The organism is Streptomyces sp. NPDC021225 (assembly GCF_044332865.1).
GTDB lineage: Bacteria > Actinomycetota > Actinomycetes > Streptomycetales > Streptomycetaceae > Streptomyces.
Genome location: NZ_JBIRPV010000009.1, coordinates 218163 through 230615 on the forward strand (window position 1 = coordinate 218163; position 12453 = coordinate 230615).

11 protein-coding genes are annotated in these 12453 nt (G+C 73.5%); 5 read left to right on the forward strand and 6 right to left on the reverse strand.

The genetic code is table 11. The features are described from left to right. The first annotated feature begins 37 nt into the window (after nt 1–37). Nucleotides 38–1750, forward strand: a complete 1713-nt coding sequence (locus tag ACH4S9_RS33520; protein WP_398375336.1) for a hypothetical protein — start codon at nt 38–40, stop codon at nt 1748–1750. After that, on the forward strand, nt 1747–3210 hold the full coding sequence (locus ACH4S9_RS33525) for a hypothetical protein (RefSeq protein ID WP_398375338.1): 1464 nt from the start codon (nt 1747–1749) through the stop codon (nt 3208–3210). Before ACH4S9_RS33520 ends, ACH4S9_RS33525 begins: the two co-directional genes overlap by 4 nt. 97 nt (nt 3211–3307) lie before the next feature. On the opposite strand, the gene rfbB is transcribed toward ACH4S9_RS33525, so the two are convergent. Beyond that, entirely contained in the window at nt 3308–4285 is a 978-nt protein-coding gene (gene rfbB, locus ACH4S9_RS33530; protein ID WP_398375340.1) for a dTDP-glucose 4,6-dehydratase, read from the reverse strand. A gap of 10 nt (nt 4286–4295) precedes the next feature. Further along, nucleotides 4296–5165 (reverse strand): glucose-1-phosphate thymidylyltransferase RfbA, encoded by an 870-nt coding sequence (rfbA, locus tag ACH4S9_RS33535; RefSeq protein WP_398375342.1) that lies wholly within the window; start codon nt 5163–5165, stop codon nt 4296–4298. Nucleotides 5166–5617: 452 nt separating this feature from the next. Between rfbA and ACH4S9_RS33540 the strand changes: the two genes are divergently transcribed. Both ACH4S9_RS33540 and ACH4S9_RS33545 read left to right on the forward strand, forming a co-directional pair. After that, nucleotides 5618–6919, forward strand: a complete 1302-nt coding sequence (locus ACH4S9_RS33540; RefSeq protein WP_398375344.1) for a sensor histidine kinase — start codon at nt 5618–5620, stop codon at nt 6917–6919. Between the two features lie 23 nt (nt 6920–6942). Further along, a complete protein-coding gene (locus ACH4S9_RS33545; protein WP_311723357.1) occupies nt 6943–7608 on the forward strand; it encodes a response regulator transcription factor in 666 nt (221 codons plus the stop codon). 28 nt (nt 7609–7636) lie between these two features. Here the strand turns inward: ACH4S9_RS33545 and ACH4S9_RS33550 are convergent, their stop codons facing one another. The 4 genes from ACH4S9_RS33550 to ACH4S9_RS33565 form a co-directional block, all read right to left on the reverse strand. After that, complete coding sequence (locus ACH4S9_RS33550) at nt 7637–8578, reverse strand: DUF2797 domain-containing protein (protein ID WP_398375347.1); 942 nt, start codon at nt 8576–8578, stop codon at nt 7637–7639. Between the two features lie 27 nt (nt 8579–8605). After that, nucleotides 8606–8851 carry a DUF6332 family protein gene (locus ACH4S9_RS33555; RefSeq protein WP_361188893.1) on the reverse strand — a complete coding sequence of 82 codons (246 nt, stop codon included), beginning with the start codon at nt 8849–8851 and terminating at the stop codon, nt 8606–8608. 148 nt (nt 8852–8999) lie between these two features. After that, entirely contained in the window at nt 9000–9737 is a 738-nt protein-coding gene (locus ACH4S9_RS33560) for a maleylpyruvate isomerase family mycothiol-dependent enzyme (RefSeq protein WP_385351434.1), read from the reverse strand. Between the two features lie 55 nt (nt 9738–9792). Continuing rightward, nucleotides 9793–11031: an MFS transporter gene (locus ACH4S9_RS33565; RefSeq protein ID WP_311723145.1), complete on the reverse strand. Its 1239-nt coding sequence runs from the start codon at nt 11029–11031 to the stop codon at nt 9793–9795. Between the two features lie 41 nt (nt 11032–11072). Between ACH4S9_RS33565 and ACH4S9_RS33570 the strand changes: the two genes are divergently transcribed. Then, the gene (locus ACH4S9_RS33570) at nt 11073–12299 is read left to right on the forward strand and encodes an ROK family protein (protein ID WP_358843574.1); all 1227 of its coding nucleotides are present in this window, start codon (nt 11073–11075) and stop codon (nt 12297–12299) included. The last annotated feature ends 154 nt before the right edge of the window (nt 12300–12453 follow it).

Sequence of the window (12453 nt, forward strand, 5' to 3'; positions counted from 1 at the left end):
GGCCCAAGAGCGGCGGTCGACACCTGGGGGACCGCACATGGCTGACCGACAGACCCCGGCCGCCACGGCGGCCGGGGGTGTCCAGTGGCGGGCCCGGGTGGCCTCACTCCTGGAGATCGCCGGTGCGGTGGCCACCGTCGGCTCGATGATCCTCGTCGTCGAGATCTGCCGGGAACTGCTCACCGCCGACCCCGACACGGGCCGCCTCGACGGGCTCGTCCTCACCACCGTCGCCACCGCGGTGCTCGCACTCGCCCTCCAGATCGCCGGACGGACGCTGAGCCGCCAGGCGGCCCAGCTCACCCAGGAGCTGTTCCACGCCGGGGTGGCCGCCAGGCTGCGCGCCCGCCCCGCCGCCCGGTCGCTCCACGCGGCGTGGCGGGCCCAGAGCACCACCCTGGGCGGCGACATCGCCTCGGCCGGGGTGATGGTCGGCCGCGCGGGCTCGGAACTCGTCTCCGCGGTGCTGGTGTTCGTCCTCTCGATCGGCTACCTGTTCTGGGTCGACTGGCTGATGGCCCTGGTGACGCTGGCGCCGATCCTCCTCGGGTTCGTCACCTTCGGCGTGATCTCCGCGCGCTTCTTCAAGGAGATGAAGGACGAGTACGTGGCGTCCATCGGCGCCGTCGACGCGGTGCGCCCCACCATCGGCCTGGACGCCCGGATCAACCGCGCCGGCGCGCGGGCGCGCACCGCGGCGGTGGCGCGCACCTCGGCCCGCCGGCTGACCGAGGCCACCGACGGGTTCAGCGACTTCTTCCAGGTCCGCATCGGCGCCCTGCTGGGCGGCAGGGCCATCGCCGAGATCGCCTTCTCGCCGCTGACCGTCCTGGTGTTCGTGCTGTGCGGGGGCGCGCTCATGGTCCGGGCCGACTCGCTGGCCCCGGGCGACCTCGTGCCGTTCCTGGTCGTGGGCGCCGGGCTGGCGGCCCCGCTGCTGGCCAGCACCTACTACATGGAGGAGGTCGGCGAGGGCAAGAAGGCCACGGCGCGGCTGACCGCGTTCGCCGCGGGCGCCCCGGCGCCCGCCGAGGGCGAAAAGGCCGCGCCCGCCGAGGACGACCAACAGGCCACCGACCTCGCCGAACAGAACGCGCCCGCCGACGACTTCGGGCTCGAACTGCCCGAGCGCGGGGTGCTGACCGTCATCGAGCCCACGCCCGAAGGCGCCGACCGGGTGGCCGACTGGATCAAGGCCGACACGCCCGCCGAGCGGTTCGCCGCGGTGGAGGCCGAGCCGGCCGTCGTGCTCGGGCCCGTCGGCGCGTACATCACCGCCGACCGGCCCGGCGGGACCGAGCGGGACGCCGAGCGGGCGGCGCGCACCGCCGGGGTCCACGACACCGTCACGGCGTTCCCCCGCGGATACGACTCGGTCGTGGGCACCGAGGTGTCCCTCTCTTATCCGGAGCTTCAGCGGCTCGCCCTGGCCAGGGTGGTCGCGGCGGAGGAACACGGGGTCGTCCTGCTCGACCAGCGGGCGTTCGGCGGCGACACCGGCGTGCTGCGGGCCGCGGTGGACGAGCTGCGGGAGCGGGCGGCCGTGGTCGTCCTCAGCCCCGGTCCTTCGACCGTCACCGACGGGCGGCTCGCGGTCATGGAGGCCGGGCGGGTCGTCGAGTCCGGCACACACGAGGAGTTGCTCCGCGAGGGCGGCCGGTACGCGGCCCTCCTCGGCGGACACCCGGACACCCCGCAGGCCCTCCCGGCCGCTTCCCGAACCGCTACGTCCCAGGAGGGCAGCCGATGAGGGCCGTTCTCGCCCGCTACCTCCAGGTGTCCGGCACCAAGGCGTTGGTGTCGCTGCTGATGTTCCTGGTTCTCGGCGCGATCACACAGGGCATCGCCTTCACCCTGGTGGTCCCGATCACCGACGACCTCCTCACGCCGGACACTCCGGTGCCGTGGTCGTGGATCGCCGTCCTGGTGGCGATCACGGTGGTGCACTCCGTACTGCACTACCGGAGCGTTCCGATGGGCAACCGCATCGGCGCCGACCTGGTCACCACCCTGCACCGGGCCGTGGCCGACCGCGCGTCGGCCCTGCCCACCAGGTCCCTCGGCCCGGTGCACGCCGACCGGCTCGCCTCGCTGGACGGCAGCGCGGTCGTGGTCCTGATGGGCCTGCCCGCGCATGTGCTGCGCCCGCTGGTGGCCGCGGTCGTCACCCCGCTGACCGTGATCGTGATCAGCCTGTTCGTGGAGCCGCTGCTGGCGGCCACGCTGGCGGGCGGCCTGCTGGTCGTGGTGGCGGCGTCCTTCGCCGCGGCCCGGCTGCTCACCCGGGACGAGGAGCCGGACGGGCCCGAGTGGCTGCGCCGGGCGTACGAGAGCCCCTCCGGGGCCTTCCCGCACGGTGGCCGGCCGGGCGTGCTGCTGCCCGCCGTGGGCCAGGTGCTGCTGTGGCGGGTCGTCGAACTCGCGGTGTGCGGTGCCGTGGCGGTGTGCGCGGTGCTGTCCACCGGGGACGACGTATCGGCCGCCCAGGGCGTCGCGCTCATCGTGCTCTCGGCGCTCACCTTCCGGCCGGTCATGGAGGCCGCCCTGCTGACCAGCACGGTCGTCAACTCGCGCGCGACGCTGAGCACGGTCGGCCGGCTGATCGGCGCCGGTGACCCGGAGCCGCCCACCGACACGTGGCCCGCGGCGTGTGACGTCGAGTTCGAGGACGTCGGTGTCGCGGTCGGCGGGGCGACGGTGCTGACCGGGGTGTCCTTCCGGCTTGCGGCGGGCACCACCGCGGCGCTCACGGGCACACCGGACGGGGTGCGCCTGACACTGGCGGATCTGCTGACGGGCGATCTCCGGCCCACGTCGGGGCGGGTGCTGATCGGCGGGGTGGACGTCGCGGCCATCGCCGCGTCCGAGGCCGAACGGCGGGTGTGCCGGGTTTCGCCGGTGGAGGGCGCGGGCTCAGCGGGTTCCGACGGCTCCGACGGGGTGGCGGGTTCCTCGCCCTCCCTGGCCGACCGCTGGCGGCTTGCCCTGGAAGGGGCGATCGCGGCCGATCCCGCCCTGGTGGTCGTGGACGCGACCGCCGGCGCGGAGGCGTTCGCCACCGCCCCGGACCTGGCCGAGCTGCTGTCCACGCTCGTGCGGGACCGCACCTGCCTGGTGATCCCGGGCGCCGGGCTCCCTCTGCCGCACTGCGACGAGGAGTTGGTGGTCGAGGGCGCTCGCGTGGCCGTCCGGGCGACCGAGGTGAGATGAGGCGGGCGGCCGCAGGCCAGGGCCGCCGCAACGGAGAACGCCGGGCCGGAGCCGTTTCCACGGCATCCGGCCCGGCGTCCCGGACCACAGGGGAGGCTCAGCCCTTGATCGGCTCCCACCAGTCGCGACGTTCGGTGTACCACTGGACGGTGGCGGCCATGCCCTCGTCCCATGATGTCGCGGGCCGGTAGCCCAGCTGGTCGGTGATCTTCGCGCAGTCCATGGCGTAGCGGCGGTCGTGCCCCTTGCGGTCGGCCACGTGCTCCACCATCGACCGGTCCATGCCGAGCCTTCCCAGCAGTCCGTCGGTGACCTCGCGGTTGGTCAGTTCCGTGCCGCCGCCGACGTTGTAGATCTCGCCCGGCTTTCCGCCCTCGGCCACCAGCGCTATGCCCTGGCAGTGGTCGTCCACATGCAGCCAATCCCGAACATTCTCGCCGTCGCCATAAAGCGGCACTTTTCTGCCGTCGAGCAGATTGGTGACGAAGAGGGGTATGAGCTTCTCGGGATATTGGTGCGGGCCGTAGGTGTTGGAGCCCCGGGTGACACAGACCGGCAATCCATGCGTGCGGTGCACGGCCAGGGCCAGAAGGTCGGACGACGCCTTGGAAGCGGAATACGGAGAATTGGGCCGGAGCGGCTCCTCCTCCGTCCAGGGAGCAGCTCCGTTCTCCAGCGACCCGTATACCTCGTCGGTGGAGACATGTACGAATTTCCGCACACCGGTCTCGGTCGCCGCATGGAGCAGGGTGTGGGTTCCCACGACATTGGTCCGCACGAATTCATCGGCCCCCGCGATGGACCGGTCGACATGCGACTCGGCCGCGAAATGCACCACGAGGTCCGTTCCCCGCAGCAATTCTCCGACCAGTCGGACGTCGCAGATGTCGCCCTCGACGAATCGCAGTCGGGGGCTGTCCGCGACGCTTGCGAGATTCGCCTTGTTTCCCGCGTAGGTGAGCTTGTCGAGTACCACTATGTCGGCCTCCGTGAAGGCCTCGTAGTGACCCTGCACCGCCTGCCGGACAAAGTGCGAGCCGATGAAACCCGCACCTCCGGTTACCACTATGCGCACTGGCTGCCCTTCAGTCCTTGCCGGCGATTTCCATCAGGTACCTGCCGTAGTCCGTCCGCGCTAACTGCCGGCCCAGTTCGTAGCATGCGGCGGCGTCGATAAATCCCTTGCGAAAGGCGATCTCCTCGAGACAGGCGATGCGTACGCCCTGGCGTTGTTCGAGCACCTGCACATACTGCGATGCCTGGAGCAGCGAGTCGTAGGTGCCGGTGTCCAGCCAGGCGAAGCCGCGCCCCAGGTTGATCAGCCTGGCCCTGCCCCGCTCCAGGTAGACGCGGTTGACGTCGGTGATCTCCAGCTCGCCCCGGGCGGACGGGCGGACGTTCTTCGCGATGTCCACCACATCGTTGTCGTACAGATAGAGGCCGGTGAGCGCCAGATTCGACCTGGGCCGGGACGGCTTCTCCTCCAGGGAAACGAGATTCCCCTGCTCGTCCACCTCGCCGATTCCATAGCGCTCCGGATCGCCGACCGGATAACCGAAGAGCACGCAGCCCTCCACATCGGCCATCTCCTTCTCCAGCAGCCGACCGAATCCCGGACCATGGAAGACATTGTCACCCAGGACCAGGGCCACCGAGTCGTCGCCGATGTAGTCGGCACCGATGAGGAAAGCCTCGGCGATTCCGTTGGCGCAGGGCTGCTCGGCGTACTCGATGTTCAGGCCGAGCCGGCCGCCGTCTCCCAGCAGATCCCGGAACATGCTGATATGGGAGGGCGTGGAAATAATCAGGATGTCCCGTATGCCGCCGATCATGAGCACGGAAAGTGGATAGTAGATCATCGGCTTGTTGTAAACGGGAAGCATCTGCTTCGAGACCGCGTGAGTCAGCGGATGCAGGCGCGTGCCGCTGCCTCCGGCCAGGATTATGCCCTTCATATGACCAACTCTCCATAACTGGCAAGGATTAGCGCGGACATCTCCAGTTGGGTGGCCCGTGACATATCTAATTCGCTTGCGAGAGCAGGGGGTGTCGGCCTGAGGCGAGGCACTATCAACGGGCGCTCTGCGGACGGGAAATCCGACCAGGGTGACGTCGAGACCTGGCGCTACGGGACTGATGCTTTGGTTCGGAGTCGACCGTACGGCTATCTGATCAGTTCTGTCAAATGTGACGGTGGATTCGTCCAGGGTAAAGCCTGGTTATCTTGCGGCTGTTGTGCCGCCCTTACCCGTTTCCGCCTCTCGATAACTCCCCGAGTCGGGTCGGCGAGGCCGTCCGAAAACATGCGCGGCCACCGCGCGCCCGCGCCATGTACTCCGCCGGGAGTACGCCCGGCCACCGCCACGGGGCGACGCCGTCGCGGCCCGAGCCGGTCTAGCGTTGCCGTATGCGTGAATTCCTCCGGGGACGGGACTCCAGGTCCGGGCGGGCGGCCGCCCGGACCTGGAGTCCGCCGTGGTGGGGCGCGGGCCCCGAGGCCCGTCCCGCCGCCCGCCTGCCGTGGCGCTCCTCGCTGGCCGTGGCGCTCATCCAGCTGCTCGGGACGCAGTTCGCCGCGCACACCCAGCCCGAGCGGGCCGGCCTCGGCCTCCTCGGCCGGGCCCTGCTGCTGGCCGGGCCCGCGCTGCTGGTGCTGCGCCACCGCCACCCGCGGCTCGCCGTCCTCGGCACCGCGGCCGTCACCGCGCTCTACCTCGGCGCCGGATACCCCTACGGCCCCGTCTTCCTCAGCGTGGTCGTCGCCTGCGTCGCCGCCGTGGCCGCCGGGCGGCGGGTGGCGGCCTGGAGCGCGCTGGGGGCGCTGTGGGCCGCCCATCTGCTCATCGCCCACTGGCTCTGCCGCTGGCTGCCGCCCCCGGGCGACGGCCCCGCCCCCTGGGGTCAGGAGGCGGTCGTGGCGGCCTGGGCGGTGGCGGTCGTCGCCGGGTCCGAACTCGTGCGCGTACGGCGGGAGCAGTGGGCCCGCGAGCGGGCCGAGCGGGCGGCGGTGGAGCGGCGCCGGGCCGACGAGGAGCGGCTGCGCATCGCCCGCGAGCTGCACGACGTCCTCGCACACAGCATCTCGGTCATCAATGTCCAGGCGGGCGTCGGCCTCGCCCTCCTCGACCAGGACCCCGAGCAGGCCCGCACCGCCCTGACCACCATCAAGGCGGCCAGCAAGGAGGCGCTGGGCGAGGTCCGCCAGGTCCTGGACACGCTCAGGACCCCCGGGGACGCGCCCCGCTCGCCCGCCCCCGGCCTCGACCGGCTGGACGAGCTGACCGAACAGGCCCGTGGAGTGGGCCTCGCGGTGAGCGTCGAGGTGGACGGCGTACGGACCGCGCTGCCGCCCGGGGCCGACCTCGCCGCCTTCCGTATCGTCCAGGAGGCCCTGACCAACGTCGTCCGCCACTCCGGCTCCCGCACCGCCCGCGTCCTGCTGCGCTACGGCCCGGCCGAGCTGGAGCTGCGGATTGACGACGACGGCCCGGCCGCCACCGACGGCATGGCCAGTGGCGTGAGCGGAGGCGGCAACGGCCTGGTCGGCATGCGCGAGCGCGCCGCCGCGCTCGGCGGCACGGTGGCGGCCGGGCCGCGCCCGGACGGCGGCTTCCGGGTCCGGGCCCGGCTCCCGCTGACCGCCGCTACGGTGTCCCCGACACCGCGGCGGGAGACCTCTACGGGAGAACCGACGATGGAGGCCCCTTGAACCCGCCCCGCCCCTTGAGCCCCTTGATTCGAGTAGTGCTCGCCGACGACCAGATGCTGGTCCGCGCCGGGTTCCGCGCCCTGCTGGACGCCCAGCCGGACATCGAGGTGGTCGGCGAGGCAGCCGACGGCGAGCGGGCCGTGGCCCAGGTCCGCGAACTGCGCCCGGACGTCGTCCTGATGGACATCCGCATGCCGGTGCTCGACGGCCTCGCCGCCACCCGCCGGATCACCGAGGACCCCACCCTCGGCGAGGTGAAGGTGGTCATGCTGACCACCTTCGAGCTGGACGAGTACGTCTTCGAGGCGATCCGCGCGGGCGCCTCCGGCTTCCTGGTCAAGGACACCGAGCCCGAGGAACTGCTGCGCGCCGTGCGGGCGGTCGTGGCGGGCGACGCGCTGCTCTCGCCCGGCGTCACGCGCCGGCTCATCGCCGAGTTCGCGGCCCGGTCCAAGGAGCCCGCGCCCGCCGCCGCGCTCGTGGAGCTGACCGAGCGCGAGCGGGAGGTCATGGCGCTCGTGGGCATCGGGCTGTCCAACGAGGAGATCGCCCGGCGGCTGGTCGTCAGCCCGCTCACCGCCAAGACCCACGTCAGCCGCACGATGATCAAACTGGGCGCGCGCGACCGCGCCCAACTCGTCGTTCTCGCCTACGAGTCGGGCCTGGTCCGCCCGGGCTGGCTCGGCTGATTCTCCGGGACGGATTTCAGAACACGGGTCAGAACAGCCCCTCGGGCTCCGCCGCCTCCCGCGCCGGCGCGGCCACCTCCGCCGTGGTGGCGGCGTCCGCGGGGGCCGCGGCCAGCGGCCAGCCCGCCAGCTGCCGGGTGTCGAGCAGCAGGGCGCGGCCGGCCGTGTCGGTCAGATGGACGTCCGGCCCGGCCACGGCGTCCACTTGTCCCGCCACCGTGCGGCCGGGGGCGAGCCGGACGACGCCGTCGAGCGGGCGCACCCGGTCCAGGTGGAAGACGGCGTCATGGTGGACGGGCGCACACGGACAGAGGGCGAGGAAGTCCGGGAGGCCGTTCAGCGCCCGGGCCCGGGCATGGAGCGCGGCCAGCTGGGCCGCGCGCTCCCGCTGGGGCGGCGGATTCTCGCGCGCGGCGCGCTTGGCGGCGTACGGAAAGCGGTCCGGGACGCCGAGCGCGGCGCCCAGCACGGCCTCCGCCCGGCGGGTGGCCATCAGGGGGCCGCGTCCGAGCAGGGTGTAGGAGAGCGCGGCCTGTTCGAGCAGCCGCGCGCCCTCGCGCTCGGTCGCGGTGATCCCCACCTTGATCAGATCCGGGCCGAACCAGGCGAGATAGACGTCGTACGGGCGCGGGTCGTCGGTGCGGGTGTCGGCGGCGACGGAGTACGAGCGGTCCAGCCGTGCGCAGTCCGGGCACTGGGCGGAGACGGCGGTCGCGGACACCTCGGCGCCCACCGGGCACGGCGTGTGCCGGGCGCCTCGGCGCACGCCGACGCAGACGCGGGCAGACGCAGGCGCGGGCATCGCCACCGTCCGCGGCCCGGCGGCCGCGTGCGCTTCGCCCACGATGGTGAAGGCCAGCGGCCGGCCGGGCGACAGCGGGGAGACGCGGTCGCCGTGGACGGGGTGGTGCCAGGCCAGCGCGGGACCCGAGCGGTCCCAGCGCAGCCCCGCGCACTGCCACTGGCTCATCCGGTCCCCTTCCCGCACCCGGGGGCGTCAGCCGCGCCGCTTGCGCGGCAGCCACCACAGGACCTGGAGGACCCGGGCGGCGAACCCGGCCGTGGCCGTGGTGGCGGCGGTCGTCAGCCAGGCCTTCTCAGCCGCCCCGCCCAGGTCGGAGACGAGTGCCGGGCTGGCACAGACGAAGAACAGCAGGGCCGCCAGCAGGGCGCCGGTGACGACCGCGAACATGATCTCCACGGTGGCGGCGTCGCGCTCGGCCTGGGTACGGGGTCCGGTCATGGGGTGGGTGCCTCTCCTGCCGTCGGCCTATGGCCTCCAGCGTATGGCCTCGCCGACCGTCAACACGCCTGCGGCGCATGTGCGGTGGCGGCGCGGTGAAGAGCGCGCGGGGCGCACGCCGGTGGCCCCGCTGTCCGCCCCGGTCGTCTCAGATGGCCGAGCGCTCCCGCCACAGCTCGGCCAGCGAAGCGTCGCCCGTGGTCCGCAGCTCGGTGATCGGCAGGCGGTTCCACAGCGCCAGATAGAGCTCCTCGGCCGATCCGGACAGCTCGCAGTCGGCGTCTCCGGCGTCGCCGGACTCGACGCGCGGGACGTCGTCGGACAGCCGCACCGTCCAGACGGCCTCGGCGTCCGTGGCCCGCAGCCGCAGGGTGCGCGGTGCCTCCGTCCGCACCCGGCTCCGCTCGAGGGTGTGGAATCCGGTCAGCAGCTCGTCGAGGCCGTCGGCTGCGAAGGCCGGGGTGACGGGGGAGAGGCCCTTGCCGCGTGCCGACTCCGCGTCGACCCGGTGGATCGCCGTCTCGTGCGCCTGCCGCCGCGCCCAGAACGCGAGCGGTGTGCGGGAGGTGGGCAGGATGGTGAAGTACCGCCCCTCGGGGTCGGCCTCGGTGACCGCCTTGACCAGCGCGCCGTGGCCCTCGCGGAACCAGGGCGTCAGATCCGCGTCCCCGGGCTCCTGGCCGGGCTGGGGCCGCGCCGGTTCGGTCATCCCCTCGGTGAGCGTGCGGGTCACCCAGCGGTGCACCATTCCGGTGTGCGCAAGCAGGTCCCGTACGCGCCACTCGGGGCACGTCGGCACCTGGGCGTCCGGCCCGGTCTGCTCCGCGGCGTCGGCCATCAGCCGGCCTTCCCGGTCCAGAGCGTCGATCAACTCGGCAGTGTCCATGGCGGAATTCTGCCACTCGTGATCGACATCCCGGGCCCGGTCGGGGGAGAGGGGCTCAGACCGGCTCGTCGGCCGGCCGCCCGGCCCGGCGCGTGCCGTACGCGACGGCCGCCGCCACCGCCGCCAGCAGGGCTACGGTGGTCAGGGCGATCGGCAGGGAGAGCCCGTCGGCCAGGAAGCCGATGGCCGGCGGGCCGAGCAGCATCCCGCCGTAGCCGATGGTGGAGGCCGCGGCGACCCCGCTCGGCCCGGTCAGGGCGCCCGCCCGCGCGATCGCGACCGGGAAGAGGTTGGCCAGGCCGAGACCGGTGACGGCGAAGCCGAGGAGGGCGAGCCAGACGGAGGGGGCGAGCGAGCCCAGCAGCATGCCGGCCGCGGCCGTGGTGCCGCCCGCGACCAGCGTGCGGGTCTGGCCGAGCCGCTCCAGGAGCGTGGTGCCGCTCAGCCTGCCGACGGCCATCATCAGGGCGAAGACCGAGTAGCCCGCCGCGGCGACCCCCGGGGACGCGTCCAGGTCCTGGTCCAGATGGAGCGCGGCCCAGTCGGCCATCGCCCCCTCGCCGTACGCCGTGCACAGCGCGATCAGCCCGAACACGGCGACGAGCCGGCGCGCCGCGCTCCGGGAGCCGGCCGCCGACGTCCGCCCGTCCGGTGCGGCGTGCGCCGCCGGTGCCGTGCTCTCCTCGGGCGGCGCCGGTACGGGGACCGGCAGGCGGACCAGCGCCCGGCCCGCGACCGCGGCGAGCAGCAGCCCGACCGCGGCGAGCAGCGAGAGATGGGCGGTGGGGCTCAGCCGCCCCGCGATCAGCCCGCCGAGAGCGGCCCCGGCCATCCCGCCCAGGCTGAACGCGGCGTGGAAGCCGGGCATGACGGGGCGGCGCAGCGCGGCGATCAGATCGACGGCCGCGCTGTTCACGGCGACGTTGAGCCCGCCGAATCCGGCCCCGAAGACCAGCAGGACCAGCCCGAGGGCGAGCGCGGAGCCGGTCAGTGGCGGCAGCGCGACGCTGAGTGAGAGCAGGACTGCCGCGGCCACCGCCGTGGGGTGGCTGCCGAAGCGGCGGCAGAGCCGGCCGGTGACCATCATGGTGGCGACCGCGCCCGCCGACACGCCGAGCAGAGCGAGCCCGAGATCGCCCTCCGAGGCGCCGGTCCGCTCCTTGATCGCGGGGATCCGGGTCACCCATCCGGCGAACACGAATCCGTCGAGAGCGAAGAACGCGGTGATGGCGGTACGCAGTTGGGAGAGCGAACCGTCGGCGGGTACGGAGCGCCGCCGCCCCGAAATGACCATCCATGTTTTGTTTCGTGTCGGCACAAAGTGAGAATAGGGGCGTGACCCAGACACGGACAAGGCTCGAGCGGGGCCGAAGCGCTCTCGGCCCGGCGCTGGAGCTCGTACATACCGGCCGGGCGCCCACGCGAGCGGTGCTCACGGCCGAACTCGGCGTGACCCGCGCGACAGCGGGGGCCGTCGCCGCAGAACTCGAAGCGCTCGGCCTGATCCAGGTCGATTCCCGCCCGCCCGGGGCCGCCGGGGCGCAGGGCCGCCCCTCGCACCGCCTCTCGGTCGCCCCCGGTGGCCCGGTGGCCCTGGCCGCCCAGGTGCACGCCGACGGCTTCCGCGCGGCGCTGGTCGGGCTCGGCGGCCGGATCGTCGCCACCGACCCCGGCTGCATGACCGTGCCCGCCGATCCGGCGCATGTCATCGACGCCGTCGTCGAGGCCGGGGCCCGGCTGCTGCGGGCGAGCGGCCGCCGCTGCGTGGGCGCCGGGCTCGCGGTGCCCTCGGCGGTCGCCGAACCGGAGGGCACCGCCCTCAACCCGCTGCACATCGCCTGGCCCGCGGGCGCGCCCGTCGGCGAGCTGTTCACCCGGAGCCTCGCGGCGGCGGGCGTCCACGGCCCCTCGGGGGCGCCCCTCACCGGCCTTCCCGGCAACGACGTCAACCTCGCGGCGCTGGCCGAGCACCGCCACGGCGCGGGCCGCGGTGCCCAGCACCTGCTCTGCGTGGCCACCGGCCACCGAGGGGTGGGCGGGGCGCTGGTCCTCGACGGGCGGCTGCACACCGGCAGCGCGGGCCTGGCCCTCGAGGTCGGCCATCTCACCGTCAACCCCGAGGGGCCGCCCTGCCACTGCGGCAGCCGCGGCTGTCTGGACATCGAGGCCGACCCGCTGGCCTTCCTCCTTGCGGCCGGGCGCGAACCGGGACCCGAGGTGTCCCTGCTCCAGCAGGCGCGCGACCTGCTGCGCGAGGAGTACGCCGAGTCGTCCGTGCGGGCCGCCGCCGACCTGCTCATCGACCGGCTCGGCCTCGGCCTCGCCGGGCTCGTCAACATCCTCAACCCCGACCGCATCATCCTCGGCGGGCTGCACCGCGAGCTCCTGGAGGCCGACCCGGAGCGGCTGCGGGCGGTCGTGGCCGAGCGCAGCCTGTGGGGGCGCAGCGGGGGCGTGCCCGTCCTGCCCTGCACGCTGGACCACAACAGCCTGGTGGGCGCGGCGGAGTTGGCCTGGCAGGCGGTGCTCGACGACCCGCTCGAGGTGCTCGGCGCGGCCTGACCCGCCCGGGGCGGTCCTTGGCCGGTCGTCCGGCCTCCGCCCCCCTGGTCGACCAGGGGGTGTCCGGCGGATCTTGACGTCTGCGGCGGGCCCTTCCCTCCCCTCCCCGCCCGTTCCCGGCCCCTGTCGATGTGCGGCTCCGCCGCGTGGGGGG